Annotated in this window: 27 protein-coding genes, 1 tRNA gene and 1 pseudogene; 14 read left to right on the top strand and 15 right to left on the bottom strand. The window is 64.4% G+C overall.

Going from position 1 to position 26,181, the window contains the following annotated elements; all coding sequences use genetic code 11:
* The first annotated feature begins 306 nt into the window (after positions 1-306).
* Positions 307-624 carry a YecR family lipoprotein gene (gene yecR, locus KPG71_RS14140; RefSeq protein ID WP_216338652.1) on the top strand — a complete coding sequence of 106 codons (318 nt, stop codon included), beginning with the start codon at positions 307-309 and terminating at the stop codon, positions 622-624.
* Between the two features lie 25 nt (positions 625-649).
* Here yecR and KPG71_RS14135 read toward each other — a convergent pair whose 3' ends face one another.
* Positions 650-1,261: a hypothetical protein gene (locus KPG71_RS14135; protein ID WP_216338651.1), complete on the bottom strand. Its 612-nt coding sequence runs from the start codon at positions 1,259-1,261 to the stop codon at positions 650-652.
* A 111-nt stretch (positions 1,262-1,372) separates the two neighbouring features.
* Positions 1,373-1,801, bottom strand: coding sequence for a peptidylprolyl isomerase (locus tag KPG71_RS14130; protein ID WP_216338650.1), 429 nt, complete (start codon positions 1,799-1,801; stop codon positions 1,373-1,375).
* A gap of 201 nt (positions 1,802-2,002) precedes the next feature.
* Between KPG71_RS14130 and KPG71_RS14125 the strand changes: the two genes are divergently transcribed.
* The 4 genes from KPG71_RS14125 to KPG71_RS14110 all read left to right on the top strand — a co-directional run bounded on the left by KPG71_RS14125 (position 2,003) and on the right by KPG71_RS14110 (position 6,037).
* Positions 2,003-2,689 (top strand): haloacid dehalogenase type II, encoded by a 687-nt coding sequence (locus KPG71_RS14125; RefSeq protein WP_216338649.1) that lies wholly within the window; start codon positions 2,003-2,005, stop codon positions 2,687-2,689.
* Between the two features lie 3 nt (positions 2,690-2,692).
* Positions 2,693-3,526: an alpha/beta fold hydrolase gene (locus KPG71_RS14120; protein WP_216338648.1), complete on the top strand. Its 834-nt coding sequence runs from the start codon at positions 2,693-2,695 to the stop codon at positions 3,524-3,526.
* Positions 3,523-4,503: a threonine/serine dehydratase gene (locus tag KPG71_RS14115; RefSeq protein ID WP_216338647.1), complete on the top strand. Its 981-nt coding sequence runs from the start codon at positions 3,523-3,525 to the stop codon at positions 4,501-4,503. Before KPG71_RS14120 ends, KPG71_RS14115 begins: the two co-directional genes overlap by 4 nt.
* Positions 4,504-4,831: 328 nt before the next feature.
* On the top strand, positions 4,832-6,037 hold the full coding sequence (locus tag KPG71_RS14110) for an endonuclease/exonuclease/phosphatase family protein (RefSeq protein ID WP_216338646.1): 1,206 nt from the start codon (positions 4,832-4,834) through the stop codon (positions 6,035-6,037).
* Here KPG71_RS14110 and KPG71_RS14105 read toward each other — a convergent pair.
* Positions 6,034-7,062, bottom strand: a complete 1,029-nt coding sequence (locus KPG71_RS14105; RefSeq protein ID WP_216338645.1) for a proline racemase family protein — start codon at positions 7,060-7,062, stop codon at positions 6,034-6,036. The two genes, KPG71_RS14110 and KPG71_RS14105, sit on opposite strands and share 4 nt — an antisense overlap.
* Before the next feature lie 201 nt (positions 7,063-7,263).
* Here KPG71_RS14105 and pobA point away from each other — a divergent pair, with 201 nt between their 5' ends.
* From pobA to KPG71_RS14085, 4 genes are all read left to right on the top strand, one after another.
* Complete coding sequence (gene pobA / locus KPG71_RS14100; RefSeq protein ID WP_216338644.1) at positions 7,264-8,433, top strand: 4-hydroxybenzoate 3-monooxygenase; 1,170 nt, start codon at positions 7,264-7,266, stop codon at positions 8,431-8,433.
* 141 nt (positions 8,434-8,574) lie between these two features.
* Entirely contained in the window at positions 8,575-9,366 is a 792-nt protein-coding gene (gene pcaD, locus KPG71_RS14095) for a 3-oxoadipate enol-lactonase (protein WP_216338643.1), read from the top strand.
* Positions 9,359-10,075 carry an alpha/beta fold hydrolase gene (locus tag KPG71_RS14090; protein ID WP_216338642.1) on the top strand — a complete coding sequence of 239 codons (717 nt, stop codon included), beginning with the start codon at positions 9,359-9,361 and terminating at the stop codon, positions 10,073-10,075. Before pcaD ends, KPG71_RS14090 begins: the two co-directional genes overlap by 8 nt.
* A gap of 93 nt (positions 10,076-10,168) precedes the next feature.
* The gene (locus KPG71_RS14085; protein ID WP_216338641.1) at positions 10,169-11,254 is read left to right on the top strand and encodes a zinc-binding dehydrogenase; all 1,086 of its coding nucleotides are present in this window, start codon (positions 10,169-10,171) and stop codon (positions 11,252-11,254) included.
* A gap of 29 nt (positions 11,255-11,283) precedes the next feature.
* Here KPG71_RS14085 and KPG71_RS14080 read toward each other — a convergent pair whose 3' ends face one another.
* On the bottom strand, positions 11,284-11,808 hold the full coding sequence (locus tag KPG71_RS14080; RefSeq protein ID WP_216338640.1) for an HdeD family acid-resistance protein: 525 nt from the start codon (positions 11,806-11,808) through the stop codon (positions 11,284-11,286).
* A gap of 36 nt (positions 11,809-11,844) precedes the next feature.
* Positions 11,845-13,392: a phospholipase D family protein gene (locus KPG71_RS14075; RefSeq protein WP_216338639.1), complete on the bottom strand. Its 1,548-nt coding sequence runs from the start codon at positions 13,390-13,392 to the stop codon at positions 11,845-11,847.
* Positions 13,393-13,682: 290 nt separating this feature from the next.
* On the opposite strand from KPG71_RS14075, the gene KPG71_RS14070 reads away from it, so the two are divergent.
* Complete coding sequence (locus KPG71_RS14070; RefSeq protein ID WP_216338638.1) at positions 13,683-14,912, top strand: mandelate racemase/muconate lactonizing enzyme family protein; 1,230 nt, start codon at positions 13,683-13,685, stop codon at positions 14,910-14,912.
* Positions 14,913-15,006: 94 nt separating this feature from the next.
* Positions 15,007-15,285, top strand: coding sequence for a helix-turn-helix transcriptional regulator (locus KPG71_RS14065; RefSeq protein WP_216338816.1), 279 nt, complete (start codon positions 15,007-15,009; stop codon positions 15,283-15,285).
* A 2-nt stretch (positions 15,286-15,287) separates the two neighbouring features.
* Here the strand turns inward: KPG71_RS14065 and KPG71_RS14060 are convergent, their stop codons facing one another.
* Genes KPG71_RS14060 through KPG71_RS14030 form a run of 7 tightly spaced genes read right to left on the bottom strand, consistent with a single transcriptional unit; the run spans position 15,288 to position 21,713 of the window.
* A complete protein-coding gene (locus tag KPG71_RS14060) occupies positions 15,288-16,217 on the bottom strand; it encodes an AEC family transporter (protein ID WP_216338637.1) in 930 nt (309 codons plus the stop codon).
* A 5-nt stretch (positions 16,218-16,222) separates the two neighbouring features.
* Positions 16,223-17,020 carry an MBL fold metallo-hydrolase gene (locus KPG71_RS14055; RefSeq protein ID WP_216338636.1) on the bottom strand — a complete coding sequence of 266 codons (798 nt, stop codon included), beginning with the start codon at positions 17,018-17,020 and terminating at the stop codon, positions 16,223-16,225.
* On the bottom strand, positions 17,020-17,826 hold the full coding sequence (locus KPG71_RS14050; protein ID WP_216338635.1) for a TatD family hydrolase: 807 nt from the start codon (positions 17,824-17,826) through the stop codon (positions 17,020-17,022). Before KPG71_RS14050 ends, KPG71_RS14055 begins: the two co-directional genes overlap by 1 nt.
* A gap of 22 nt (positions 17,827-17,848) precedes the next feature.
* Positions 17,849-18,997: a DNA polymerase III subunit delta' gene (locus tag KPG71_RS14045; protein WP_216338634.1), complete on the bottom strand. Its 1,149-nt coding sequence runs from the start codon at positions 18,995-18,997 to the stop codon at positions 17,849-17,851.
* Positions 18,994-19,620 carry a dTMP kinase gene (gene tmk / locus KPG71_RS14040; RefSeq protein ID WP_216338633.1) on the bottom strand — a complete coding sequence of 209 codons (627 nt, stop codon included), beginning with the start codon at positions 19,618-19,620 and terminating at the stop codon, positions 18,994-18,996. The genes KPG71_RS14045 and tmk overlap by 4 nt, the downstream gene beginning before the upstream one ends.
* The gene (locus tag KPG71_RS14035; RefSeq protein ID WP_216338632.1) at positions 19,617-20,795 is read right to left on the bottom strand and encodes a D-alanyl-D-alanine carboxypeptidase family protein; all 1,179 of its coding nucleotides are present in this window, start codon (positions 20,793-20,795) and stop codon (positions 19,617-19,619) included. The genes tmk and KPG71_RS14035 overlap by 4 nt, the downstream gene beginning before the upstream one ends.
* A gap of 12 nt (positions 20,796-20,807) precedes the next feature.
* Positions 20,808-21,713 (bottom strand): SPOR domain-containing protein, encoded by a 906-nt coding sequence (locus KPG71_RS14030; RefSeq protein ID WP_216338631.1) that lies wholly within the window; start codon positions 21,711-21,713, stop codon positions 20,808-20,810.
* Positions 21,714-21,918: 205 nt separating this feature from the next.
* Between KPG71_RS14030 and KPG71_RS14025 the strand changes: the two genes are divergently transcribed.
* Positions 21,919-22,008 (top strand) — tRNA-Ser (locus tag KPG71_RS14025).
* A gap of 398 nt (positions 22,009-22,406) precedes the next feature.
* Here the strand turns inward: KPG71_RS14025 and KPG71_RS14020 are convergent.
* Both KPG71_RS14020 and KPG71_RS14015 read right to left on the bottom strand, forming a co-directional pair.
* The gene (locus tag KPG71_RS14020; RefSeq protein ID WP_216338630.1) at positions 22,407-23,276 is read right to left on the bottom strand and encodes an ImmA/IrrE family metallo-endopeptidase; all 870 of its coding nucleotides are present in this window, start codon (positions 23,274-23,276) and stop codon (positions 22,407-22,409) included.
* Positions 23,277-23,279: 3 nt separating this feature from the next.
* Positions 23,280-23,609 carry a helix-turn-helix domain-containing protein gene (locus KPG71_RS14015; protein ID WP_216338629.1) on the bottom strand — a complete coding sequence of 110 codons (330 nt, stop codon included), beginning with the start codon at positions 23,607-23,609 and terminating at the stop codon, positions 23,280-23,282.
* A 136-nt stretch (positions 23,610-23,745) separates the two neighbouring features.
* Here KPG71_RS14015 and KPG71_RS14010 point away from each other — a divergent pair, with 136 nt between their 5' ends.
* Together KPG71_RS14010 and KPG71_RS14005 are read left to right on the top strand one after the other, a co-directional pair.
* On the top strand, positions 23,746-25,047 hold the full coding sequence (locus KPG71_RS14010; protein WP_216338628.1) for a DNA methyltransferase: 1,302 nt from the start codon (positions 23,746-23,748) through the stop codon (positions 25,045-25,047).
* Positions 25,044-25,760, top strand: a complete 717-nt coding sequence (locus KPG71_RS14005) for a DUF5681 domain-containing protein (protein ID WP_216338627.1) — start codon at positions 25,044-25,046, stop codon at positions 25,758-25,760. The genes KPG71_RS14010 and KPG71_RS14005 overlap by 4 nt, the downstream gene beginning before the upstream one ends.
* A 45-nt stretch (positions 25,761-25,805) precedes the next feature.
* On the opposite strand, the pseudogene KPG71_RS14000 reads toward KPG71_RS14005, so the two are convergent.
* Positions 25,806-26,181 (bottom strand): annotated as a pseudogene (locus tag KPG71_RS14000) (recombinase family protein); the annotation flags it as partial.

The following is a 26,181-nucleotide window of genomic DNA, read 5'->3' as shown; positions in this document are numbered from 1 at the left end:
CGAAAATTTGCGGATAATCAATTCGCAAGATACGCGGTAAGCGTACACTCATTGCTTATTGTCCGACTTCACGAAACCCTCGAACGGACATTGTAGCCAAGGGCATATGGTTTTCATCACCATCGCAATCGATCGCGGCTCAATAACACCCTGAAACGTCAAACTTCACTTAACTCATTCATACGCCAAGAATTGCCGCCAGTAGGCTCGACAATCCGTCACCTCAAAAATAGCTGCTTCACTCCCAAGCTTTGCCATAGTTTAAGGCGACTTCTCCAATCGGAAATCAACCCTGGAGAATGATATATGAAAATTTCACCCTTTTTTGCTGTATCAGCATTGTTCCTCTCTGCTTGTATGGCACCGCCGCCAGTATCAATGCAGGCCGCAGGTGGCAGCAGGAGCGCAGGCTTGATTGAGATGAGCACAACCTACAATCCCCAAATTGAAGAAATCAGTTGGACTGCTTCAGGTAACGAAGCATCCAATCGCTGCCGGGCTTGGGGCTTCGAACATGCATTACCCTTTAAAAACATCAGTACATCCTGCCTTGCATTCGATGACTACTACGGCACTTGCAAAAGCATGAAGGCTACGCGCACTTACCAATGTGCGGTCCGCTAAAAGCAATCATCAGGATCGCGCTACATTATTTTCGTGGCGCGATCCCCGACAGCCCGGCCTGCGTGATCTGTTTGCGCGATCTGGACAGCCCCGCGCCGAACCCTTCGGCATCGCCGTAATCCACGAATTGCGCGTAATAGGCGTGATGCGCGCCCACGCGGGCGGCGTGTTTGATGGGGCACCAATAGGCCTCGGTCCGGCCCGCGATTTCCTGAACATAGCCGATCAGCCCGTTGCAATAGCCGCAATAGACGCAGTTCAGCTTTTGCAGCCCGTTGAGATAGGCAAGGTGATGGCGGTCGATACGGATGAAATCGGCGCGCTGCACCCGTGCGATCCCGTAGACGGGAAAACAGATGCGCTGATAGAGCGTGACGAACAGATCGAGCAACACGAAAGGCAGGATCAGGCTGTAGATCACCGGGGCGCTCAGGACCACAAGGGGCCGCGTCTGGCGCAGGAATGTGCCGAGGCGGACGCGAAATTCGCGGTGATGGCGGCGAATCTCGGATTCGAACACCACGCGGTCATTTTCCAGCCGATACCGAAATTGTGCACGGCGACGGATGAATTCCTGTTCAAGCTCGTCCTGAAGAACGCGGATACGGGCAAGCAGCTTTTCGGTGGCGGTGGGCATGGACGGACTCCGGCGGTTGACCGGACCAGCCTACCGCCTGCGGCGCAAAAGAAAAGCGCGCGCGGGAAACCCCGGCGCGCGCTTGAACGTCGTTTGCGAAAGCGTGGTGGCTTACGCGATTTCAACCAGTTCGATGGCGAAGGTCAGGTCCTTGCCGGCCAGCGGGTGATTGGCGTCGAGCGTCACCTGGTCTTCGGTCACTTCGACCACCGTCACCGGCATCACCTGGCCTTGCGGGGTCTGCACCTGCAATTGCGTGCCCAGATCGAGCGGGATGTCGGCGGGGATGTCGGCGCGGGGCACGGCCTGCTGGGCGTTCGGGTCGGGCTGGCCATAGGCCTCGTCCGCGGGAACCTCGACGGTTTTCTTGTCGCCGACGGCCATGCCGGGCATCGCCTTGTCGAGGCCGGGGATGATCTGGCCCGAGCCGACGGTGAACTCCAGCGGGTCGCGGCCTTCGCTGCTGTCGAAGGTGGCGCCGTCTGCCAGCGTGCCGGTATAGTGAATGCGGACGGTATCGCCCTCTTTGACTTGCGTCATGCGTTTTCCAATCTGTTTTGAAGGGGGATGAGTTTGCAAGGCCGCGCGCAGCGCGGGTGCTTGATGCGTATCGGACCCAAACCTAGTGATTCACGCGCGCGATTGCAAACCATCTGCCGCCCTGTCCCGCGCGGGCGCGCGACGGGGCTTTCGGCGGGGAGCGATCCGTGCAAGGGTCACGCCAGACAGCCGGAGGGGATCATGCCGATCACGACCTGTATTTTCGACGCCTATGGCACCCTGTTCGATGTGGCCGCCGCCGCGCGCATCGCCGCCCAGGAACCGGGGCGCGCGCGTTTCGCCGAACACTGGCCGCAGATTGCCGAGCACTGGCGGCAGAAACAATTGCAATATACGTGGCTGCGCGCGGTGATGGGGCAGCACACCGATTTCTGGACCGTCACGCAGGACGGGCTGGACTGGGCGCTGGAGGCCAGCGGGATGGAGGGCGATCCCGAATTGCGCGAGCGCCTGTTGCAGCTTTACTGGGAACTGGCCGCCTTTCCTGAGGTGCCGAAGATGCTGCATGCGCTGAAGGCGCAGGGCAAGGCCACCGCGATCCTGTCCAACGGCTCGCCCGCGATGCTGGAGGGGGCGGTGGCCTCGGCCGGGGTGGGCGATGTGCTGGACGATGTGCTGTCGGTGGAAAGCGTGGGCGTCTTCAAGCCCGCCAGCGTGGTTTATGATCTGGTGGGCGAGCGGTTCGGCTGCGCGAAGGGCGAGGTGTTGTTCGTGTCCTCGAACGGCTGGGACGCTGCAGCGGCGGCGGGCTATGGGTTCACCACGGCCTGGGTCAACCGTGGGGGCGATCCGGTGGACCGCCTGCCCGCGCGCCCGCATCATGTATTGCGCGACCTGACCGGCATTCCGGCACTGGTGGAGGGGTAGATCATGCCACGTTTCACCACCTCCGACGGGCTGCGCCTGTATTACGAGGATCAGGGCACGGGCCGCCCGGTTCTGTGCCTTGCAGGGCTGACTCGCAATGCCCGCGATTTCGATTTCGTCGCGCCGCATCTTGGGGATCTGCGCCTGTTGCGGCTGGATTATCGCGGGCGGGGGCAATCGGATCATGACCCCGAGTTCATGAATTACAGTATCCTGCGCGAGGCGCAGGACGTGATCGAATTGCTGGATCATCTGGGGCTGGAGCGGGTGACGATCCTTGGCACCTCGCGCGGGGGGCTGATTGCCATGGCGCTGGCGGCGGGATACGGCGACAGGTTGCAAGGCGTGGTGCTGAACGATATCGGCCCCGAGGTCACGCCCATCGGACTGGAGCGGATCATGGACTATGTCGGCAAGCCGCCCAATGCCCCGACGCTGGACGAGGCCGCGCAGGCGTTGAAGGCGGTCAGCGAAGCGCAGTTTCCCGCTGTGCCGCTGGCGCGCTGGCGTGCACAGGCCGAAGCGATGTTCGCCGAGCAGCCGGGTGGCGGGCTGGCTTTGCGATACGATCCCAAACTGCGCGATGCGCTGATCGGTCAGGCGGGCGTGGGCGAGGCCCCGGACCTGTGGCTGTTGTTCGATGCGCTGAAGGAGGTGCCGCTGGCGGTGATCCGGGGGGCGAATTCGGACCTGCTGAGCGCTGAAACGGTGGAGCGGATGGCAGAGCGGCATCCGGGGCTGATTTGCGCCACGGTGCCCGATCGCGGCCATGTGCCGTTTCTGGATGAAGCGGAGGCGCTGGAGGCGATCCGCAAGCTGTTGGAGGCGTCTGAATGAGTGACATTACCATGATCCGCGCGGCGGCGGAGCGGCTGAAGGGCCATGCCCGGCGCACGCCGCTGTTGTCCTCGCCCTTTCTGGACGAAATCGCGGGCCGCCGGGTGCTGGTCAAGCCCGAATGCCTGCAACATACGGGCAGCTTCAAGTATCGCGGCGGGCGCTCGGCGGTATCGGCACTGGACGACGAAACCCGCGCGCGCGGCGTGATCGCATTTTCCAGCGGCAACCACGCGCAGGGCGTGGCGCTGGCGGCGCGGGAGTTCGGCGTGCCTGCGGTGATCATCATGCCCGCCGATGCGCCGCAGATGAAGATCGACAACACCCGTGCGCTCGGGGCCGAGGTGGTGTTGTATGACCGCGCGGGCGGCGAAAACCGCGAGGAGATCGGCGACAAACTGACCGCCGAGCGCGGGCTGACCCTGATCAAGCCCTATGACGAGCCGCAGGTGATCGCCGGGCAAGGCACCTGCGGGCTGGAGATTGCCGAGCAGGCCCGCGCCGAAGGGGTGGAGCGCGCCGATGTGCTGATCTGTTGCGGCGGTGGCGGGCTGACCTCGGGGATCGCGCTGGCGCTGGAGGCCGAGGCGCCGGGGCTGCGTGCGCGCCCCTGCGAGCCGGAAGAGTTCGACGATGCCGCGCGCTCGCTGGCGGAGGGGCGGATCGTGTCCAATGCGCGCGCCTCGGACGGGATATGCGACGCCATCGTGACGCCGCAGCCGGGGCAGTTGACCTTTCCGATCATGAAGCGGCTATGCGGCCCCGGCCTGATCGTCAGCGAGGACGAGGCGTTGCGCGCCATGAAGCTGGCCTTCGAGCGGCTCAAGCTGGTGGCGGAACCGGGCGGCGCGGTGGCGCTGGCCGCGGCGCTGTTCCGGCGCGACCAGATCGAGGGCGACGCGGTGATCTGCACCATCTCGGGCGGCAATGTCGATGCGCCCATGTTCATCCGTGCCCTGCAAAGCGACGGGGGGTGAGCGGTGCGCCCGACATTTGCACCGTTGAGTGAAGGGCGCATCCGCAGGGGCGCGCCCGGCACCGAGGGTGGGCGCGGTGCATGTTGCGCCGGCGTCACGTTCCACCCCCAACGCCGAAATTTTCCGAAACGGTGGTATCATTCGCGCCCGCCCTTGGGGGCGGGGTCGGGCGCGCCCCGGATCGCAAGCGATCCGGGAAAAAGGCGCGGAGGCTGAGCGATGCGGGTCATCGAAAGCGACCCGATCACCCCGCTCATTGACACCGCGTTGGCAGGGCATGACGATAGGCTTGTCATCCTGCCCGCAACCACACCCTGAAAGCTGTCCCATGACCGAGTTCACGATTGCCAGTTTCAACGTCAAGAACCTGATCGGCCCGGACCGGGAATATTACCGCTTCCAGACCTACACGCCCGAAGAATACGCGTGGAAAGAGGACTGGATGGCGGATCAGCTTTTGTCGATGAATGCCGATATCGTGGGGTTTCAGGAAATTTTCGAGCAGGACGCCCTGCGCGCGGTGATCGAGGAAACCAATCAGCGCGCGACCGCGTTGAACGCGGCCACGGTGCCCGATCGGTCAAAGCGCTATCATCGCAAGGTGATTTTCCGCAAGCTCAGGATCGAGCCCTATGACGACGCCGCGCTGGCCTTTGCGCCCAATGCCGCCGACCGGGGCATTCCCGGCGAGAGGCGGCCCGGTGTGGCGATCCTGTCGCGGTTCGGCTTCGACGGCCCACCCGAGATCATACAGGATCTGGACGAACCGCTGGTCATTCCGTTCCAGCCCCTGCGCGGGTTGCCGCGCGAGGATGCGGGGCATTATACGATCCGCCGCCTGTCGCGCCCGATCCTCAAGGCGCGCATTCCTGTGGGCGGGCGGGTGATCACCGTGTTCAACTGCCACCTGAAATCCAAGCTGGGCGAGTATATCAGGCCCGATGGCGCGGCCTATGCGCCCGAAGACGACCTCACGCGCTATGATCCGGTCGGCCGTGCGATGGGCAGCTTGCGCGCCGCCCTGCGCCGCATGGCCGAAGCCTGGGTGCTGCGCCGCGAGATCGTGGCGGAAATCCACAAGGGCAACCCGGTTATGGTGCTGGGCGATTTCAACGACGGCGAACATGCGGTGAGTTCGGAAATCGTGACCGGCGAAGCGCCGTTCAGGAATTACGCCTGGATGCTGCGCCATGACGCCGAAAGCGGCAAGGATCGCTATTCGGAAGAGGAAAACGAGCAGATCACCGAAGACGTGGAGCGCGTGCGCCTGCATTCGGCGGAGCGGCTGTTCGTGCGCAAATCGCTACGCGACATGGTCTATACCTCGGCCTTTGGCGGGGTGTTCGAATCCATCGACCAGATCTACATGAGCCGCGATTTCCACCCCGATCATCCGGGGCGGATCGGCGAGATGACCTATTTCAGCGCCTTCAACGATCACCTGACCGATGGCTCGCACCCCGAAGCGCCCTATAACAAGCTGGCCTCGGACCACGGGCAGATCATGGCGCATATTCGGCTGAACGATACCTAACGCGCGCCCCATGTATCGCTGAGCCTGTAGCCCTCGGGCCAAGGGTCGGACGGGTCGAGCATGTGCTGGTGAATGCCGGTGATCCAGCCGCGCCCTGAAATCTCGGGGCGGATGGCGGGGGTGCCGCCCACGGTGGTTTCTTCCAGGATGCGCCCGGAAAAGGTGGAGCCGATCAGCGAGCGCGCGGTCAGCCGGTCGCCGGTTTTCATCGCGCCACGGGCCTGCAACACCGCCATGCGCGCCGACAGTGCCGTGCCGGTGGGCGAGCGGTCGACCTTGCCGGGCTGAATGGCCACGGCAGCCCCGGTTTCCAGCCCGTTTTCGCCCTGGGTCAGCGGCCCGGCGAACAGGCAGAACGAGATATGCCGCCAGTCCGGGTTTTCCGGGTGGGCAAAGCCGAGCTGTTCATTGGCCGCGTTGGTGATGCGCACGCCGAGGGTGGCGATGTCATACGCCTCGTCCGCTGTCAGGGACAGGCCCAGCGCGGCGGCATCGACGATCACGAAACTGTCGCCGCCATAGGCGGTATCGACGTTCAGGCGGCCCAGCCCGTCAACCTCGAGCGTCTGGTCGAGTTTGGCGGCGAAGGACGGGACGTTGGTGACAAAGATGCGCTCGGCCTTGCCATTGCGGCATTCGGCGCGCACCTGCACAAGGCCGCCGGGCGCTTCGAGCGTCAGATGGGTTTCGGGCTCGGTCATCGGGACCAGCCCGCCATCCAGCAGCACCGTCGCCACGCAGATCGAGTTGGAGCCGGACATCGGCGGGGTGTCTTCGGGTTCCATGATGATCCATGCCGCCTGTGCCTTTGGGTGTTTGGGCGGCACGAGCAGGTTCACATGGCGGAAGACGCCGCCGCGTGGTTCGTTCAGCACGAAATTGCGCAGGGTCTGGTCGCGTGCGATCCAGCGGCTTTGCTCCCATATGGTGTCGCCCGGAGGGGGCAGGACTCCGCCGACGATCACATCGCCCACTTCGCCCTCGGCATGGGCGGAAATCACATGGATGGTTTTGGTCGAACGCATGATGTGGTTTGTCCTTGTCCGGCTGTCTCCTGACGCGACTTTAGAAGGCGCGCGGGGGTGTGCCAACCGCCTTGCAGCCCTGCGGGGCGATCCGCGCCCCTTACCATCCTGCACGCCCGCGCGTCTTGCGCCAGATCATTTACGACATGCGGGGCGTTGCTTTACCCTGTGGGGCGACCCAAGCGGCGAAAGGAGGACGTCATGCGCACTCAGGTAGCCATCGTAGGCGGGGGGCCGGCGGGCCTGCTGCTGGCGCAATTGTTGCAGACGCAGGGAATCGAAACCATCGTTCTGGAGCGCTACGAGCGCGACGAGGTGCTGTCGCGTATCCGCGCCGCCGTGCTGGAGCGCGGGCTGACCGACCTGCTGCGCGAGGCCGGTGTCGACGCGCCGCTGGAAGACGGCGGGCTGGTGCATGACGGCATCCGTATCGCGGGCGGCGGACAAGATTTTCGCATTGACCTGAAGGCGTTGACCGGCGGTTCGGTGACGATCTACGGGCAAGAGCGTGTCACGCAGGATCTGTACGCGGCACGCGATGCGGCGGGGCTGACCACGTTGCACGGATGTTCAGGCATGAAGCCGCGCGACATAGATACCGATCAGCCCTTCCTGACCTTCCTGCATGGCGGGAAGATGAACCGGCTGGATTGCGATTTCATTGCCGGATGCGACGGGTTTCACGGCCCATGTCGACAGGAACTGCCCGAAGATGTGGCGCAGGCAGTCGAGCAGATATTTCCCTTTGGCTGGCTTGGCGTGACATCCGACGCGCCGCCGGTGGTGGAGGAATTCCTTTATGCCGGGTCGGAACGGGGATTCGCCCTGTGTTCGCTGCAAGACGGCGAGCGCGGGCGCTATTACCTGCAAGTGCCGCTATCGGATTCTCCCGAAGACTGGGAAGACGAGCGCATCTGGGAGGAACTTGCCCGCCGCCTGCCCGCGGATGTGGCCAGCACCCTGCCCGGCGGAGCGTTGAGCGGGCGCTATATCGCGCCGCTCAGGTCGTTCGTGTCCGAGCCGATGCAATGGGGGCGCATGTTCCTGTGCGGGGATGCGGCGCATATCGTGCCGCCCACCGGGGCCAAGGGCCTGAACACGGCGGCCAGTGACGTGCAGTATCTCTATCACGCGCTGACCCGGCATTACCGCGACGGGGACGATGCGGGGCTCGAGGCCTATTCGCAAACCGCGCTGGCGCGCATCTGGAAGACCCAGCGCTTCAGCTGGTGGATGACCAACCTGTTGCACCGCTTCCCGGATCAGACCGCGTTCGACCTGCAGATGCAACGCGCCGACCTGGCCTATCTGGCCGGCAGTGAAGCGGCACAGACGACGCTGGCAGAAAACTATGTCGGGTTGTCGTATTAGGGCATCGGCCAGGGAGGGTCGGCGTTCCGGCCCTCGTTCAAACCTTGTCTTGCGGGGCCGCCACCTCCTCCCGCCAGCCGCTTGACGGCGGCGCGGGGGCGGGGTTCAAGGGGGGAAGCGAAGGACAAGGAGGGGCAGCACATGCCGATGGCCGATCTGGGGGACATCACCCTGCATTACCGCGAAGACGGCACACCGGACGGTGCGCCGCTGGTGTTTGCCAATTCACTGGGCACGGACCTGAGCCTTTGGGACAAGGTGCTGCCGCTTCTGCCCCAGGGCTTGCGGGTCATCCGCTATGACATGCGCGGGCACGGCCAAAGCGATTGCCCGCCTGCGCCCTATACGATGGGCGCTTTGGTGCGCGATGCCGAAGGGCTTCTGGACCATCTGAAGGTGCGCGATTGCGTCTTTGTGGGGCTGTCCATCGGCGGGATGGTGGCGCAAGGGCTGGCCGTCAAGCGGCTGGATCAGGTGCGCGCGATGGTGCTGTCGAACACCGCCGCCAAAATCGGACAGCCCGCCATGTGGGAGGACCGTATCGCCGCCGTGCGTACGGGCGGTGTTGCCGCGCTGGCCGATGCCACGCTGGAGCGGTGGTGCTCCAAACGCTTCCGCGAGGACGAGGCGCGCCTTGCCCCGGTGCGCGATATGTTGCTGCGGACCCCGCCCGAGGGCTATATCGGCTGTAGCGCGGCGATTGCGGGCACCGATTTCTACACGCCCACCAGCGGGCTGCGATTGCCCACGCTGGGCATTGCCGGGTCCGAGGACGGATCGACCCCGCCCGATCTGGTGCGCGAAACGGTCGATCTGATCCACGGGTCGAAATTTCACCTGATCCGGCAGGCGGGCCACCTGCCCTGCGTCGATCACCCCGAGACCTTTGCGCAGGTGCTTGGCGATTTCCTGAAGGAGGTGGGGCATGTCTGAATTCCTGCTGATCCACGGATCGTGCCACGGCGCATGGTGCTGGCGCGACGTGATCCCGGCGCTCGAGGCATTGGGGCACAGCGCGCGCGCCATCGACCTGCCGGGGCATGGCGACACCCCCTGCCCCATCGAGGACATCACGCTGGATTCGTATGCCGATGCGATCCTGGCGGCCATCGACGCGCCCGCCATCGTGGTGGGGCATTCCATGGCCGGGTTCCCGATTTCGGCGGCCGCCGAGAAGGACCCGGCGAAAATCGCGCGGCTGGTTTATCTGTGTGCCTATGCGCCGCGCGACGGTGTCTCGCTGGTGGACATGCGGCTGGAGGCCCCGCGCCAACCGCTGCTGGCGGCCATCGAGAAAACGCCCGACGGGCTGGGGTTTACCTTTCGCGACGACAAGCTGTCCGAGGCGCTCTATCACGATTGCCCCGAAGGGACGGTCGCCTATGCGCGTGACCGCCTGTGCGTTCAGGCGATCAAACCGCAGGCCACGCCGATCCGGCTGGGGGCGAATTATGCCAGCGTGGCGAAATCCTATATCCGCTGTGCGGATGATCGTGCCATTCCGCCTGAATACCAGCGCACAATGACCGAAGGCTGGCCGCCCGAAGACGTGAGCGAAATGCCCGCCAGCCATTCGCCGTTCTTCGCCGCCCCCGAGGATCTGGCGCGGCGCCTGGACCGGATCGCGCGCGGCGCCGCCTGATCGGGCCGTTTGCGCCATCAAAGGTCGCAAAACCGCTTGCGTGTAGACGCCGCCACCCCGACCCTGTCCGTCAGGAATCGACAGGGGGACGACATGCAAACCATCAAGGCCGCCGTGTGCCATGCCTTTGGCGAACCGCTGGTGATCGAGGATGTCCAGCTGCGCGCCCCGCAGATGGGCGAGATCGAGGTCACGCTGGAGGCGGTGGCAATCTGCCATTCGGATATTTCCTATGCCGACGGGGCATGGGGCGGCAGCCTGCCCGCGGTCTATGGCCACGAGGCCGCGGGGCGCATCAGCGCCGTGGGGGCGGGTGTGGCGGGCCTGAGCCAGGGCGATCCGGTGATCGTCACCCTGATCCGCGCCTGCGGGGCCTGCCCGAGCTGTGGCGCAGGCCGACCGACGGGGTGCGAAACGCCTTTTGACGGCGATCATGGCGCGCTGAGGACCGCTGCGGGCGGAAAGCTGCATCAGGCGATGGCCTGCGGGGCGTTTGCCGAAAAGGTGGTGGTGCATCATTCACAGGCGGTGAAAATCCCCGGCGACATGGCGATGGACGCGGCCAGCCTGCTGGCCTGCGGGGTGATCACCGGCATCGGTGCGGTGGTGAATGCCGCGCAGTTGCGGGCCGGACAGGACGTGGTGGTGATCGGCGCGGGGGGCGTTGGCCTCAACGCTATTCAGGGCGCGCGTATCGCGGGCGCGCGCCGGATCGTCGCCGTGGACATGAGTGCCGAGAAACTGGCCGACGCCCGCGCCTTTGGGGCGACCGATGGGGTTCTGGCCTCGGAAAGCGCGCCGTGGGAGGCCGCGAAACAGGCCATGGGCCGGGGCGCCGATGCGGTTCTGGTCACGGTGGGCGCGGCGCCGGTCTATGATCAGGCGCCGAATTACCTGGCGCGCGGGGGCAAGGTGATCATGGTGGGTATGCCCGCGAGCGGGGCGGTTTCGGGTTACGAGGCCGGGAACCTTGCCGCTGCGGGGCAGTCCATGGTGGGGTCGAAAATGGGCGATGTGGTGATCGCGCGCGACATTCCGTGGATGATCGACCTCTATCGGCAGGGCCGCCTGAAGCTGGACGAGTTGATTTCGAACCGCTGGCGGCTGGATCAGATCAACGAGGCGATTGCCGACACCAAATCGGGCAATGCGCGGCGCAACGTCATTGTCATGGGCTGAGCGCGCACCGCCCGCGAGGCGGTCTGCCGTCAGGCGGCCCGGCCTGCCGCCTTGCGCGCCAGTGCGATCACCACCAGCGACACACCGTTCGAGATCAGTTCGATCGCCAGGTAGAGGCCCAGAACCACCGCCGCCGATTGCGGGAAGTTCGAAAAGATCAGGAGCGCCAGCAAGATCGACAGCGCCCCCGAGAGGGCCAGCACCCAGCGAAACGCCCGCATGTCCGCTCGGAAGGCCAGGAGGAGCCGGAACACCCCGGCCATCATTAGCACCACCGCCACCGCATAGGTCAGCGACAACAGCCCCTCAAGCGGGTTGGCCACGAGGCTGAGCCCCAGAACCAGCATCAGGACCCCCAGAAGCAACGCGAGGATGCGTGCGCCCCAGCCCTGATCGCGAAACGCGGAAAATATGGCGATCAGCCCGACCAGCATGAAAGACCACGCCGCAAGCAACTCGGCCGTCAGGGAGGCGGCCAGAGGGTTCGCCAGGGCCAGAATTCCCCCGGCAATGGACACGATTCCGGCAATCATCCACCAAATCCAACGTCCCATCGTCTTTTCCTTTCACTCAATTTTCCGCGTCAAAATTCATAGCAGCCATTCGACCGGCAAAAGACCGATCACGACCATCACGATTTGCTGAAACCACGTTGCGCCGGGTTCTTCCTGATAGATGATGGTATCATCCTTTGCGCGCTTCTCTTGCCAGATCATCTTGTGTTCGGGGGTCAGGGCGGGCTGGTAGGTGACGGTTTCGATGGGGCCGTCGAATATGGCGCTGACCTGTCGCGCCATGGCGGAGCTGTCGATCAGGAAGCCCATTTCGCAATTCAGCATGGCCGAGCGGGGATCGAAATTGAACGACCCTATGAACACGCGCCTGTCATCCACGGCAAAGGTCTTGGCATGCAGGCTGGCGCCGGACAGGCCCATCGGCATGGTGTGAGCATCCGCCCCGGAGGTGGTGCCGTGCAGCTTGAGTTCATAAAGGCGCACCCCGGCCCCGAGCAATTCGCGCCGGTATTTGGAATACCCGGCATGAACCAGCAGGACATCGGTGGTGTTCATGGCGTTGGTCAGGATACGCACATCGCGGCCCGACCGGGCGATATCCGAAAACAATCCGGTGCCCGCAGCCCCCGGAATGAAATAGGCCGATACCAGATCGAGCCGCGTTTCGATATCGCCCAGAATGGCGCCGAGGCGGGTGATCATCAACTGATCGCGCGTGGCGATGCCCTGCCCCTTTACCGGGCTGTCGGCCACCAGTTGCACGGTCGTCCAGTCCAGCCGTTTCCGGCCGGCCGCGTATTCGGTTGCGGTATCGACCGCGTCCTGCAACAAGGTGCCGGCAGTGTCGCCGGCGCGCACCTCCTGCACCCGCGCCTCGAACGCGGCGATATCGCCGGGGGCGCGAACGATCCGCTCGAGCTCGAACACCGAAAGGCTGTTCCAGTACTCGTCGAAGACCGCCGCCGTGTCGGGCACGATGGCCCCCGCCGCCAGAACATCGAGATCGACAAAGAACGTATCCTCGCCCACGGCGAAATATTCATCCCCGATATTGCGCCCGCCGATGATCGCCGCGGCCCCGTCGACGATCAGGGATTTGTTGTGCATGCGCCGGTTCATGCGGAAGAAATCGAAGGCGTAGCCCAGCAATTTCGGCTGGCGCACGGTGGACGGGTTGAACAGGCGGATCTGGAAATTCTCCTGCGCGTTCAGGGCAGCCATATACCCATCGAGCCCCGGCACCCCGTTATCGTCCAGCAAGAGCCGCACGCGCACCCCGCGCTCTGCCGCGTGTTGCAGCGCCTCGAGCAACAGGATGCCCGAGGTGTCGTCATGCCAGATGTAATATTGCGCGTCGATGGAGCGCTCGGCGGCGGCGATCAGGGCCAGCCGGCTGGCCAGCGCATCACGCCCGTTTTCCAGAGGAAACACCCCGGTTTGCCCCGGTCGGGCGGCCTGCCCTTCTGCAACGCGGGCACCCAGCGAGGTTTCCACGCTGGCCGGGAGAGACCGGGCAACGACCCGGTTGGAAATGTCGGGTAAGGGAAATACGAGCCGCGCGATCAATACGGCCACCGTCAGGAGAATCGCGACCTGGAACACTCGTTTAACAAACCGTTTCATAAAGGTGATCTTACGTCCTTTGCGTGCGCCTTGCACAGAAAAATTCAACCCAGAGGCGGATTGGGCGAAAGACCATTCCCAGGCGGGAAACAGAGGCGCTTTTCCGAGCGGCGCAAGCCCTGCCACCCTACCGCCACGCCGGGCATAGGACGCCGGTATGCCGAATGTGTTTTCGTTCCGGTTCAGGCGCTTACCCCGGTTTCATGACAGCGGATGGAGACAGGGCGTTTTATCCCTTGCCCGCCCCTGCCCGACGCGGCACCGTGTCGGGCAAAACGCGGAGGGTCGTCATGAAGCTGCAAGATCTCGATATCATCGTCACCGCACCTCCTGCGCCGGGCTGGGGCGGGCGGTATTGGATACTGGTCAAGCTGACCACCGATACCGGGATCACCGGCTGGGGGGAATGTTACGCCGCCTCGGTCGGGCCGGTCGCGATGCGCGCCGTGATCGAGGACGTGTTTGCCCACCACATGCAGGGCGAAAACCCCGAGAACATTGAGCTCATGTTTCGCCGCACCTATTCCTCGGGCTTTACGGCGCGGCCCGACCTGACGGTGATGGGTGCGTTTTCGGGGCTGGAGATCGCCTGTTGGGACATTCTGGGCAAGGCGCGCGAGCGGCCTGTCTGGGCCTTGCTGGGCGGGCGCGTCAACGACCGTATCCGCGCCTATACCTACCTCTACCCCCTGCCCCATCACGATCAGGATTTCTGGGTCTCGCCCGATCAGGCCGCCGAAGCCGCCGCCGATTGCGTGGCGCGGGGCTATACCGCCGTCAAGTTCGACCCCGCCGGTCCCTATACCGTTTACGGCGGCCACATGCCCGCGATGAGCGATATCTCGATCTCGGTCGCGTTCTGCAAGGCCATCCGCGAGGCGGTGGGCGACCGGGCCGACCTGTTGTTCGGCACGCATGGGCAATTCACCAGTGCCGGGGCGATCCGGCTGGGCCGGGCGATCGCGCCCTATGATCCGCTCTGGTACGAAGAGCCCATCCCGCCGGACAATCCCGCGCAGATGGCCGAGGTCGCGCGGGCCGTAGGCCTTCCCGTCGCCACCGGCGAGCGGTTATGCACCAAGGCCGAGTTCGCCCCGGTTCTGCGACAGGGCGCGGCCAGCATCCTGCAACCGGCCCTGGGGCGGGCTGGCGGCATCTGGGAAGTCAAGAAAATCGCCGCCATGGCCGAGGTTTACAGCGCCCAGATGGCGCCGCATCTTTATGCCGGGCCGGTGGAATGGGCCGCGAATATCCATCTGGCAGCGTCGATTCCCAACCTGTTGATGGCCGAAACCATCGAAACCCCGTTCCACGATGCCCTGATAAAAGGCGGTTTGCGGGTCGAAAGCGGCTTTGTGACCCCGCCCGAAGCCCCCGGACTGGGCATTGATCTTGACGAGGCGCTGGCGCGTGCCCACCCTTATGAGGGCAGCGGGCTTCACCTCGAAATGCAGGAAGCCCCCTGCGATTATGTGAACGGCAACGCGTTCGAGGGCGGCGCCCCAAGCGAGGGCTGGTGATCTCGCCTTTTGCGGAACGGCGTGCTAAGCCCAAAAGAACAGAGAGCAGGACGACACCGTGACGACACAAGAGCCCATCGCAAGCCCCACCGAAATGAAACAAAGCGCAAAGGAAGCCGCGGCCTTTTTGAAGACCATGGCGCATGAAGGCAGGCTGATGACCCTGTGTCATCTGGGGTCGGGCGAAAAATCGGTGGGGGAGTTGGAAGCGCTGTTGCAGATGCGTCAGGCCGCCGTCAGCCAGATTCTGGCGCGCCTGCGTGAAGAGGGCCGCGTCAAGACACGGCGCGAGGGCAAGACGATCTATTACAGCCTTGCCGATGACAAGACCCGCGAGTTGATCGACCTGCTGTATCGTCAGTTCTGCGGCTGAGGCTAGGGCAGACTGCCCAGCCACATCCAGACGGTCAGGATCGACAGCCCTGTGGCGATCAGAACCGCCGAGGCCGCAACGCGCCGCGCACAGCCGTACATATTGGCAAAGATATAGGTGTTGATCCCCGGTGCCATCGCCGCCGTCAGCGTCGCCGAGCGCAGCGCGTCCGTGGGTAGCGACAGCGCCGCCCCCAGCCCGCGCGTGATCAGCGGGTGCATCAGCAGGCCAACCGCGCAGACATAGAGAACGAGGCGCAGGTCACCTTCGGGGCGATAGCGCCCCAGAACGCCGCCAAGGCCGAAGAGCGCCGCAGGCAGCGCCGCGCGCACCATCAGGTCCAGCCCGTTATCGAGCGGCCCCGGCAGCGGCAGACCGGTCAGGTTGACCACGAACCCCGCCGCGATGCCGAGGATCAGCGCGTTCGAGAACATCGCGCGCAGCACCTTGGACACCAGCGCCGGGCCGGTATGGCCGCGGGCGCGGACGATCTCCATCACCGAAATCCCGACCCCGTAGCAAATCGGCGAATGCACCGCGATGATGGCGTAGTTGGCCTGAAGCGCATCCACGCCATAGGCGCGCTCGGTGATCGGCAGGCCCAGAAGAACCGAGTTGGAAAACAGGCAGCAAAAGCCGATGGCGACGGATTCTTCCCATTCACGCCCGAAGATCAGCCGCGCCCCGAACAGGCCCAGAAGGAACCCCGCCAGCGCGCCGGCATAGAAACTGGTCAGCAGGCGCCAGTCGAAATGCTGGCCCAAATCCAGCCGGGCGATGGCGGTGAACAGCAGGCAGGGGATGGCGAAATTCTGGGTGAATTTCATCAGCCCGTCCACGCCCGCATCCGAAAACCAGCCGCGCCAGACGGCCAGATAGCCGAACCCGATCACCACGAAGACCGGCAGGATGACATCCAGAAGCGCCTGCATCGCGTTCAGACCTTGTAGGTCAGCGTCATGCCGTCATAGGCGGGAATGACGTGATCGGGGGTTTCATCGGCCACGGTCCGATAATCGAGGTCGATATGCATGTTGGTCAGCACCGCATGGCGCGGGGCCACGCGGGCGATCCATTCCAGCGATTGCTCCAGATGCGAATGGGTCGGGTGCGGCGTGCGGCGCAGCGCATCGAGGATCCAGCATTCCAGCCCCTCGAGCACCGGCCAGACATCGTCGGGGATGTGCGCCACGTCCGGCAGGTAGGCCAGATCGCCGATACGAAACCCGAGCGCCTCGATCGAGCCGTGGTTGACCTCGAACGGGGTCAGGGTGACGGGGCCACCCGCGCCGTCGATGGTCACGTCGCCGTTGATCGTGTGCATGTCGAGGATGGGGGGATAGGGGCTGTCCTCGGGCTGGATGAAGGCATAGCCGAAGCGCGCATAAAGCGCGTTCTGCGTGTCGCCATCGGCCCAGACCGGCAGGCGCTTTTTCATGTTGAACACGATCATCCGCAGATCGTCGATGCCGTGGACATGATCGGCGTGGCTGTGGGTGTAAACCACCGCGTCCAGTTCCCCCACCCTGGCATCCAGAAGCTGCGCGCGCAGATCGGGCGAGGTGTCGATCAGCACGCGGGTCGTGCCGCCCGGACCGTCCTGTTCCACCAGCATGGAACAGCGGCGGCGGGTGTTGCGGGGATTGGTGGGGTCGCAGTCGCCCCAGTGCCCGCCAAGGCGCGGCACCCCGCCGGACGATCCGCAGCCGAGGATGATAAAGCGGCGCTCAGCCATCAGGCGGCCGCCCTGTATTGCGCGGCCTTCCAGAACAGCCGGTCGAAATTGGCCTGCGTCTGCGCGGCAAAGTCGGGCCAATCCATGCCGAACACCTCGGCCCCGACCTGCGCGGTGTGGACGCTGTAGGCCGGTTCATTGCGCTTGCCCCGATAGGGCGGCGGCGCAAGATAGGGCGCGTCGGTTTCCACGAGGATGCGATCCACCGGGGCGGTGGCGAAAATCTCGCGCAGGTCGCCGGATTTCGGGAAAGCCGCGATGCCCGACATCGACAGGTAAAACCCGAGGTCCAGCGCCGCGCGGGCCAGCCCCGCACCGGAGGAAAAACAGTGCATGACGCAGGAATACGCGCCTTTGGCGTGTTCCTCGGCCAGAATGCGGGCCATATCGTCATCGGCGCTGCGAGCGTGGATGATCAGCGGCAGGCCGGTTTCGCGGGCCGCCGCGATATGAATGCGCAGGCTTTGGCGCTGCACCTCGGCGCTGTCGGCGGTGTAGTGGTAATCGAGCCCGGTTTCACCGATGCCGACAAACTTGGGGTGTTCGGCCAGTTTGACCAACTCTTCCACCGTGGCCAGAGGTTCGTCCGCCGCGCTCATCGGATGGGTGCCCGCGGCGTAGAAGACGGGGGCGTAGGTTTCGGCGATGGCGCGCACCTGTGGCTCCAACCGAAGTTTGGTGCAGATCGTGACCATGCGGGTGACACCGGCCTCGACGGCGCGCGCGATCACCTGATCGCGTTCCTCGTCGAAATCCGGGAAATCGAGGTGGCAATGGCTGTCGGTGATCTGGATCGTGTCGCTCATCTGTGCCCTTTGCGCGGGCCGCTCAGCCCGCCGCCGTTTGCTGTATCCTGAACACGGTATCTAGGACCAGCGAAGCGGGGTCAAGGTTGACCGCCCGCCCGTGACGCGCCCGCGCGCCGATAGCTTGCGCGCATTCGGCCCAGGCCCGCCCGCGACGGGCATCGGGGGCCAGCCGCGCGATCAGGTCGGCCTCGCCCGGCACGGCCTCGGGCGGGGGGCCGAGCGCGCCGCCGCGCGCCATGCGCGCAAGGAACAGATCGGTCAGGCCCAGCAGCAGGTCGAGCTTGTCCCCCGCCCCGCGCGTTGCCGCCACCTCGGCCAGTTTCAGGGCGCGGGGGCGGTCAAGACGCGGCATGCTAGCGACGATGCCGACGATCTCGTGATACATCTTCACACCGCCCAGGTTGATCAGGCGCACCGCCTCGCCCACCGACCCGGCGGAGAGTTCCGCCAGCGCCCCGGCATCCGCGCCCGGATCGACACCTGCCTGCGCCAGAGCCTGCGCCATGTCCTGCGTGTTCAGCGGGCCGAGCCGCAATTCGCGGCAGCGTGAGCGGATCGTGGGCAACAGGCGCGAGGGCTGATGGCTGACCAGCAGCAATACCGTGCGCGCCGGCGGCTCTTCGAGCATTTTCAGCAAGGCGTTGGCGGCCTGTGTGTTCATTTCGTCGGCAGCATCGACGATCACCACGCGACGCCCGCCTTCGGCGGCGCTGAGATGGATGAAACTGGCGAGGCCACGAATTTCGCTGACACGAATATCCTGCGAGAAACGCCCCTCTTCAAAGGCTTTTTCCCGATCCTTGTCGGACGTGCCCGCGCCCCAGCGGCGCACAAGGTAAAGCCCCGGATCGGAGCCCGCCAGAATACGCCGCGCCACCGGGTGATCGGCGGGAATGTCCAGACTGTCGGGCACGGGCGGCGCGTCGCCGAACAGGCCGCCATCGCCGCCCTCGGGCGTGGCCAGCAGGAAGCGCGCGATGGACCATGCCAGCGTCGCCTTGCCAACGCCGCGCGGCCCGGTGATCAGCCAGCCATGATGCAGGCGCCCCGCATTATAGGCATCGAGAAAGGCGCGTTCCGCTGCGCCCTGCCCGATCAGACGCGGCGTTTCACGCGGATGCGGCGCGCCTTCGACGCGATCCGGCAGGGGGGCGGTATCGTCGCTCATGGCAGGCGGGCCCCGACCACTTCGCGCATGTCGGCGAACACGTCCTCGACCGGGCGATTGCCGTCGATGGTGACGAACCGTTCGGAAAATTCGCGCGCGAGGTCGAGAAAGCCCTGCCGCAGCCTGCGCTGCATGTCGCCGCCGAAGGATTCGAAGCGATCCTCGCCATCGCCGCGCGCCAGGGCGCGCGACAGGCCGATCTCCGGGTCCATGTCGATCAGGACGGTCAGGTCGGGTTCCTGCCCGATGACCAGATCGTGCAGCTGATCGACCAGCCCGCGCAGATCGGCCCGCGCCAGCCCCTGATAGAGCCGCGTGCTGTCGGCGAAACGGTCGCAGATCACCACCTGCCCGGCGGCCAGCGCCGGGTTGACCGTGCGTTCCAGATGGTCGCGGCGCGCGGCGGTGAACAGCAAAAGCTCGGTCTCGGGCGACCAGCGGTCGGTGTCGCCTTCCAGAACCAGTTTGCGGATATCCTCGGCGCCGGGGCTGCCGCCCGGTTCGCGCGTCAGCACCACATCGCGCCCCGTGGCGCGCAGGTGATCGGCGAGCAGACGGGCCTGAGTGGATTTGCCCGACCCGTCGATACCTTCGAAACTGACGAAATAGCCGCGTTTGCTCAAAGTGCGCCCTCGGGCCCCTGTTTCAGCCGCGCCAGCAACAGGCCCGACACGGTGCGCAACCGCGCCACGAAACCGCCGCGCGGCACGTCCTGCGCAGCCACCAGCGGCACGCGGGTTTCGGGCAGGCCCTCGGGGGCGAAAACCAGTTCGCCCAGTTCGTCGCCCTTGGCGATGGGGGCGCGCACCGGCCCCTGATAGACCACCTCGGCCTTGAGGTCGTCCCCGCCCAGAACCGGCAACAGCGTGGTGATATCCTTGGCCGGGGTCAGGCCGACGCTGGTCACATCGCCCATCCAGACATCGGCGCGGGCCACCTCGGTTCCTGCATCCAGAATGGATTTCTCGACGAACTGGCGGAAGGCCCAGTTGACGATCGCCTGCGCCTCTTCGGCGCGGATCTGTGCACTGTCCAGTCCCGAAATCACGAACACCACGCGGCGGTCGCCCTGTTTGGCCGACCCGGCAAGCCCATAGCCCGCTTCCTGCGTGTGGCCGGTTTTCAGACCGTCCGCACCGATCCCCAGCCGCAACAGAGGGTTGCGGTTCTGTGTGTTTTGCGGTGCGCGCCCGTCAAAGGCGAATTCGGTTTCGGCAAACATCGGGTAGAACCCCGGAAAATCCTCGATGATCCGGCGGGACAGCAGGGCAAGGTCACGCATGCTCATCCGGTGGCCGGCAGCGGGCCAGCCGTTGGAATTGGCGAATGTCGAGTTGGTCATGCCCATCTGCTGGGCGCGCTGCGTCATGTAGCGGGCGAACCCCGCCTCGGTTCCGTCGGGGCTGAGCGCTTCGGCCAGAACGGCGCAGGCGTCGTTGCCCGACAACACGATGATCCCGCGCAACAGGTCTTCGACGCGCACCCGGTCGGTCGTATCGAGGAACATGGTCGAGCCGCCATAGCTCATGGCGTGGCGCGACACCGGCAGGCGTTCGTCCAGCGACAGACGGCCATCGCGGATCGCCTCGAAGGTGACGTAGAGCGTCATCAGCTTGGACATCGACGCGGGCGGCAGCGGCTCATCGGCGTTGCGCGCCAGCAGGACCGTGCCGGTGGTCACGTCCATGACATAAGCGGCCTTGGCACGGGTATCGAAGGCCTGTGCGGACCACGGGAAAACCGGCGCCAGCAGAAGGGCCAGCGCGACCGGAACAAGCAATCTGAACATGCGGGTCATGACAGTCCTTGTCTAGTTTGTGACGGGATAGGCATCGTCGAAACCGACGCCCTTGATCTTGTTCAGCAAGGTGCTGCGTTCGGATGAACTGGTGGCCGGGCCGACGACGACCCTCCAGAAGGTCTTGCCCTGAGAGCTTTGTTTCTTGACCGTCGGCACCATGCCGTTCTGGCGCATGGCCGTGGCTGTATTCTCGGCGTTCTCTTCGACGCTGAAGATGCCGATCTGGATATAGGGCTTGTCCAGAGACGAGGCGCGCGGCTTCGGCTCGGGGGCCGGGGCCGGTTGCGGCGATGGGGCCGCCGCGGCTGCGGTTTCGGTTGCGCTGCCATCCGGCGCGGCCTCGATCGCGGCGGCCGCCCCGGCGACCGGATCGAGCGCGGTGGTTTCGACCGCTGCCGGGTCCTCCACACCCTCGGTGGTGGGCGCCGCCTCGGGATCGGGCAGTTCGGCCTCTTCCCGGCGCAGCGCCGTCACGTTGAGCTGTACCGGAGCCCCGGCCAGCATGCCAAGCGCCGCAGCCGCATCCGAGGACACCTGCAGGATCGGCCCCGGATTCTGGCGCTCGCGCCGGAACAGCGCGCCGATCACGAATTTCGAATTGGACGTGTTGCGGATGATGACCCGCTCGGGCTCCTTGACATCTGGATGCGCCACCCAGACCCCGCCAAGCGAGGGCCGCCCGTCCCAAAGCCCCATATCGGTGGCCTGAAACACCTCGGGCGCCTCGACATCGCGCTCCACCAGCTTGACCGACGACTCCGCGGCGGCGGTCGTGGCCGTGGCCTCGGCCTTCGGTTTGGCCTTAAACGGGTTCAATTGCCCCACATCCTGACACCCCGACACCGTCAGCGCCGATACCGCCAGAATAGCCGTGCCGCGCCAGCGCTGCCTGCCGCCCTTGATAAACTGCACCATTACGAGCCCCTTGCCTGTGACGCGCGTCTCGGCGCGCTGCCAACCGGTTGATCCGGCGTTGTTGCGTATGCATGGCCACAAGGCCATCGCGGCGCAGTCTAACGCCTTGCCCGGCTCAAGAAAAGCTTCCAGACGCTTGTCGGCGGAATTCCCCTGATTTCAGTGTCTTCCAGAATCGCAAAAGGCCCTATAGGAGGGTCGGACCGGAGGAGTGGCAGAGTGGTCGAATGCACCGGTCTTGAAAACCGGCGTGCGTGAAAGCGTACCGTGGGTTCGAATCCCACCTCCTCCGCCACCCACACCCGTCTCATTTCACCCCTTCGGTTTCGCCCTTATTTTCCGGGCGTTTTCCGGAGGTTACCTGAGGCTTTTCTTATCAGAGACGCACCGCATCGCCAAGAGCTGCGGGCAATCCGGCTCGAGTCTCAGTGGACCATTTGAGGCGGTTCGGTTTTCGGCGCGCGCGCCGGTTTACAGGGAATTAACAGGGAATTTTCGCGATTTTGGGGCGTTTGAGGCCGAATCCCGGAAGATTCGCCGCAGATTTGCAGCGTAATTTCAGGGGCTTGCAGCCCAATTCCCTGTTCCTGCATTAACAGGGAATTCAAATCATCCGAACAGGGAATTTTTCTGCGCGAACAGGGAATCGGTTTTCAAAGAACAGGGAAACCAGAGGCACGGGCCCTCGCCCACTCAAAACCCCGGCACGTCAAGCTCACGATGATATGGATCATCGCCCTCTTCATCCTCATCGCCCCCCTCAGGCATGTCCGCCCAGAGGAGCGTGACGGCAAAGCCTGAGGGCGCGCGCCGCGTTTGCTCGAATATCTCGACCTCCGAGCGATTGGTCCAGGTAATGGTGGGGGCGTTCCAGAATTCCGTGAAGCCGGTTTTGGTGTTGGCCTGCACACGGAAAGCTTGCGACGTTTGCGGCAGGCGATCCCCTTTCTTGAGAGGGATATAGGGAAAGCTGTCACTGCTCACGGTGTAGCGCACTTGGGCATCTTTCGACCAGACCGCCGCCAGCGGCTCGGGGCGCCGCTCGATCATCCGGCGCACACTGGCCTCGAGGCTGAGATCAAACGCATCGCGCATACGCTGCGCATCGCGCAAATCCGGGTCCGTTGACAAAACCCCGTCAACCAGGGGAAACGGCGCCAGCAGGTCGATCGCGAACTGGTTGGCCTCTGTCTCCTGTTTCTGGTGCCGCCGGCCTTCGCGCGTTTCCCACATGTCATTGGCGCGACACTGGAAGCCTGTCTCACCTGACAGAACATGATGCTCCATCAGGAAATGCCCCAGTTCATGCGCGATGGTGAACCGGGCGCGGCGCGCTCCACCTTTATTGTTGGCCAGAATGGCTCCCACGCTGCGACGACGATCCGTGAGCAACATGCCCTCGAACCCGTCCAGATCATCGATCCGGATCTCCGAGATATCCAGAGCCCTGGCGATGTCCGTAACGGGGACAGGCAGCACAAGCTCGCCGAGCTGCGCATGCACCGCCCGGGCCAGGGGACCGGGCTGGTGAACGTCCAGAAGGTCGATGCGGTCGAGAGACAAAACTCAGCTCGCCATACTGGCCCGCATTTTGAGGGACTTGATCATGTCCTCGACAACGGCGCGATCCCCATCAGAAAGGTCTTCAAGCTCACGGTGAAGTCGTCCGACCTGCAGTGAGGCGGCATCCGGCTCCTCCGCCGCTCCAACCAATGCATCGATCGAGACGCCAAAATGCCGTGCCAGCTTCTGGACCAGTTCGAAGGACGGGTTATTCGTGCGCCCCTTTTCCAGTTCCCAGATATGGGCCTTGGAAACACCGACCGCATCCGCCACCTGCTGCAGGGACTGATCACTCTTCTGGCGCAGGCTGAACAGGCGCTCTGCGATAGTCATATGCGCTCTCCCGTTTGATGTATCGAACACGTACATACACCCACGCTTTACAGAAAGCCAAGGGGTAGATATATCTTACTGCGATGGCAGATCGAACGATTCGACTGTCGAGCAGTAACAGAGCAAGGAGCCAGACATGGCCCGAACGAACATCGAAACGATCGCCATCGGCGATCTCACCCCTTGGGCGCGCAACGCGCGGACCCATTCCAGGAAACAGGTTCGCCAGATCGCGGACAGTATCGAGACCTTCGGGTTTACCAATCCGGTGCTGATCGACGAGGGGCGCGTGATCCTTGCCGGGCATGGCCGGGTCGAGGCGGCAAAGCTGCTGGGCTGGCGCGAGGTGCCCTGCCTGCGGCTCGATCATATGAGCGCGGATGAGAAGCGCGCCTATGTGCTGGCCGACAACAAGCTGGCGCTGAATGCGGGTTGGGATGAAGACCTGCTGGCGGCCGAGCTTGGGGCGCTGATGTCATCGGACCTCGAGTTCGATGTCTCGATCACCGGGTTTTCCATTCCGGAGATCGATAGCGTGCTGGAAAGCGTGGCGCCCGAGGAGCCGGGCGATCCCGAGGATGATGTCCTGCCCGGCGATGTCGCATCCCGCACCCGCCCCGGAGACATCTGGCAGTTGGGGGCGCATCGTCTGATCTGTGGTGATGCGCTGGACCCGGCAGTGATCGGGGATCTGATGGCAGGCCAGGACGCACGCATGGTGTTCAGTGATCCGCCCTATAACGTGCCGATCGATGGCCATGTCGGCAATTCCGGCAAGATCCAGCATCGGGAATTTGCCATGGCGTCCGGCGAGATGAGCCGCGACGAGTTCACCGGCTTTCTTCAGACGGCGCTCCGCAACCTTGCAGATCACAGCGTGGATGGATCGATCCACTTCCTGTGCATGGACTGGCGCCACATGGAGGAGATGCTGGCGGCGGGACAGGCGGTCTATGAGGATCTCAAGAACCTGATCGTCTGGGCCAAGGACAATGGCGGCATGGGCACCTTCTATCGCTCCCGTCACGAGTTGATCTTCGCCTTCAAGAAGGGCACGGCCCCGCATACCAATACATTCGAGCTCGGTCAGCACGGGCGGTATCGCACCAATGTCTGGGAATATCGCGGCGCGAACAGCCGACATGCGGGGCGCATGGAGGAGTTGGCACTGCATCCGACGGTCAAGCCGGTTCAGATGGTGGCGGATGCCATTCGCGATGTGTCCGGGCGCGGCGAGATCGTGCTCGATATCTTCGGCGGCTCCGGCTCGACGCTGATCGCGGCGGAAAAGACCGGACGTCGTGGCTATCTTTGCGAGCTCGACCCTGTCTATTGTGATCGCATTCTGGCCCGCTGGGAGTGCTATTCCCGCGACGAGGCCGAGCAGCTGGTCTGCGGCTGGGGCCCTGAGATGGCCGTCATGGAGGCGGCAGAATGACGGGACGCAAGATCAAGCTGCCAGCTCACAAACCTGCCGCAGACTACGATGTGGGCTATGGCAAGCCCCCTGCCTCGGGGCGTTTCCGGCCCGGGCGGTCGGGCAATCCGAAGGGGCGCCCCAGGGGCGCGAAGAACAAGCGGCCAAAGCTCAACGAGGAGCGGCTGAAGGGCATTATCCTCGATGAAGCCTATCGCGACATCACCGTGCGCGATGGCGATCGCAACGTGACCGTGCCGATGGCCCAGGCCATTGTGCGCGCGCTTGCGGTCAATGCCGCCAAGGGGCAGCACCGCTCGCAACGCCTCTTTGCCGAGATGCTCACAACGACGGAGCGTCAGAACAAGGAACTGGCCGATGCGTGGTTCAACACCGCGCTCGATTACAAGATCGAATGGGATCGCGAACTTGAACGGCGCAGGCAACTTGGGATCACCGATCTGCCCGACCCGTTGCCGCATCCCGATCAGGTCCGGATCGACATGAACACGGCCGAAGCCTGGATCCAGGGGCCTGCGACCAAAGACGAAAAGGCCCAGCTCGATCTCTGGCGCGAGCGCCAGGAGATGTTCGAGGCCGAGCGCGAAGGATTGCTCGAGGATCTGGAAACCGAACCCGACGCGAGAGCCCGCGCGCTCATGGAGGAGGATCTCAAGCAAGTCGATCGCGTGCTGGAGATCATCGAACAGTTGCTCGAAAAGATCGGCTATTGATGCAGGGGGGGATCAGGGGGCGCGCATTGATGTCGCAAACCTGCGCTATGCGCGCCATCCCAGGATATCTTCCTGCGCTTGCCACTCGAGAGGCAGGGTCGTGCGCAGCAGCGCTTCCAGCGTCATGTCGGCTGGCTGTGTTCCCTCGAGGATCGCTTTCTGGATCGGCGGGGACAGGAAAGCCAGGCGAAGTCGCGGCCGGATATAGGCTTCACTGACCTTCTCTTGCCGGGCAATGGCGGCGAGCGACCTGCCGCCCTGCATGGCCGCCGCCCATCTATGCGCCTTCGCCAGGCCCCGCAGAAGCGTGCGATCCGGGGCGGGCTTCATATCCCCGACAATGATCTTGGTCTCAATCCCACGCCGGCGGGTTTTGAAGGGCGCCTCGATGGCAAGCGCGTCGTCAGAGAGGTCTTCGGGT

The sequence above is a fragment of the Roseovarius sp. PS-C2 genome (genome assembly GCF_018862045.1).
Lineage (GTDB): Bacteria > Pseudomonadota > Alphaproteobacteria > Rhodobacterales > Rhodobacteraceae > Roseovarius.
Note: the sequence above shows the minus strand (reverse complement) of the source record. Positions and strands in the feature narration are given on the sequence as shown.

Bases quoted from the DNA above. Each gene is read 5' to 3' on its own strand.
- KPG71_RS14080 (WP_216338640.1), bottom strand. From the start codon at position 11,808: ATGGGACGTTGGATTTGGTGGATGATTGCCGGAATCGTGTCCATTGCC.
- KPG71_RS14055 (WP_216338636.1), bottom strand. From the start codon at position 17,020: ATGGCTGAGCGCCGCTTTATCATCCTCGGCTGCGGATCGTCCGGCGGG.
- KPG71_RS14005 (WP_216338627.1), top strand. From the start codon at position 25,044: ATGACGGGACGCAAGATCAAGCTGCCAGCTCACAAACCTGCCGCAGAC.
- KPG71_RS14115 (WP_216338647.1), top strand. From the start codon at position 3,523: ATGAGTGACATTACCATGATCCGCGCGGCGGCGGAGCGGCTGAAGGGC.
- KPG71_RS14075 (WP_216338639.1), bottom strand. From the start codon at position 13,392: ATGAAACGGTTTGTTAAACGAGTGTTCCAGGTCGCGATTCTCCTGACG.
- KPG71_RS14050 (WP_216338635.1), bottom strand. From the start codon at position 17,826: ATGAGCGACACGATCCAGATCACCGACAGCCATTGCCACCTCGATTTC.
- KPG71_RS14090 (WP_216338642.1), top strand. From the start codon at position 9,359: ATGTCTGAATTCCTGCTGATCCACGGATCGTGCCACGGCGCATGGTGC.
- KPG71_RS14110 (WP_216338646.1), top strand. From the start codon at position 4,832: ATGACCGAGTTCACGATTGCCAGTTTCAACGTCAAGAACCTGATCGGC.
- KPG71_RS14060 (WP_216338637.1), bottom strand. From the start codon at position 16,217: ATGCAGGCGCTTCTGGATGTCATCCTGCCGGTCTTCGTGGTGATCGGG.
- KPG71_RS14010 (WP_216338628.1), top strand. From the start codon at position 23,746: ATGGCCCGAACGAACATCGAAACGATCGCCATCGGCGATCTCACCCCT.
- KPG71_RS14120 (WP_216338648.1), top strand. From the start codon at position 2,693: ATGCCACGTTTCACCACCTCCGACGGGCTGCGCCTGTATTACGAGGAT.
- KPG71_RS14105 (WP_216338645.1), bottom strand. From the start codon at position 7,062: ATGCGTTCGACCAAAACCATCCATGTGATTTCCGCCCATGCCGAGGGC.
- KPG71_RS14135 (WP_216338651.1), bottom strand. From the start codon at position 1,261: ATGCCCACCGCCACCGAAAAGCTGCTTGCCCGTATCCGCGTTCTTCAG.
- KPG71_RS14085 (WP_216338641.1), top strand. From the start codon at position 10,169: ATGCAAACCATCAAGGCCGCCGTGTGCCATGCCTTTGGCGAACCGCTG.
- pobA (WP_216338644.1), top strand. From the start codon at position 7,264: ATGCGCACTCAGGTAGCCATCGTAGGCGGGGGGCCGGCGGGCCTGCTG.
- yecR (WP_216338652.1), top strand. From the start codon at position 307: ATGAAAATTTCACCCTTTTTTGCTGTATCAGCATTGTTCCTCTCTGCT.
- KPG71_RS14030 (WP_216338631.1), bottom strand. From the start codon at position 21,713: ATGGTGCAGTTTATCAAGGGCGGCAGGCAGCGCTGGCGCGGCACGGCT.
- KPG71_RS14045 (WP_216338634.1), bottom strand. From the start codon at position 18,997: ATGAGCGACGATACCGCCCCCCTGCCGGATCGCGTCGAAGGCGCGCCG.
- KPG71_RS14065 (WP_216338816.1), top strand. From the start codon at position 15,007: ATGAAACAAAGCGCAAAGGAAGCCGCGGCCTTTTTGAAGACCATGGCG.
- KPG71_RS14130 (WP_216338650.1), bottom strand. From the start codon at position 1,801: ATGACGCAAGTCAAAGAGGGCGATACCGTCCGCATTCACTATACCGGC.
- pcaD (WP_216338643.1), top strand. From the start codon at position 8,575: ATGCCGATGGCCGATCTGGGGGACATCACCCTGCATTACCGCGAAGAC.
- KPG71_RS14070 (WP_216338638.1), top strand. From the start codon at position 13,683: ATGAAGCTGCAAGATCTCGATATCATCGTCACCGCACCTCCTGCGCCG.
- KPG71_RS14035 (WP_216338632.1), bottom strand. From the start codon at position 20,795: ATGACCCGCATGTTCAGATTGCTTGTTCCGGTCGCGCTGGCCCTTCTG.
- KPG71_RS14125 (WP_216338649.1), top strand. From the start codon at position 2,003: ATGCCGATCACGACCTGTATTTTCGACGCCTATGGCACCCTGTTCGAT.
- KPG71_RS14015 (WP_216338629.1), bottom strand. From the start codon at position 23,609: ATGACTATCGCAGAGCGCCTGTTCAGCCTGCGCCAGAAGAGTGATCAG.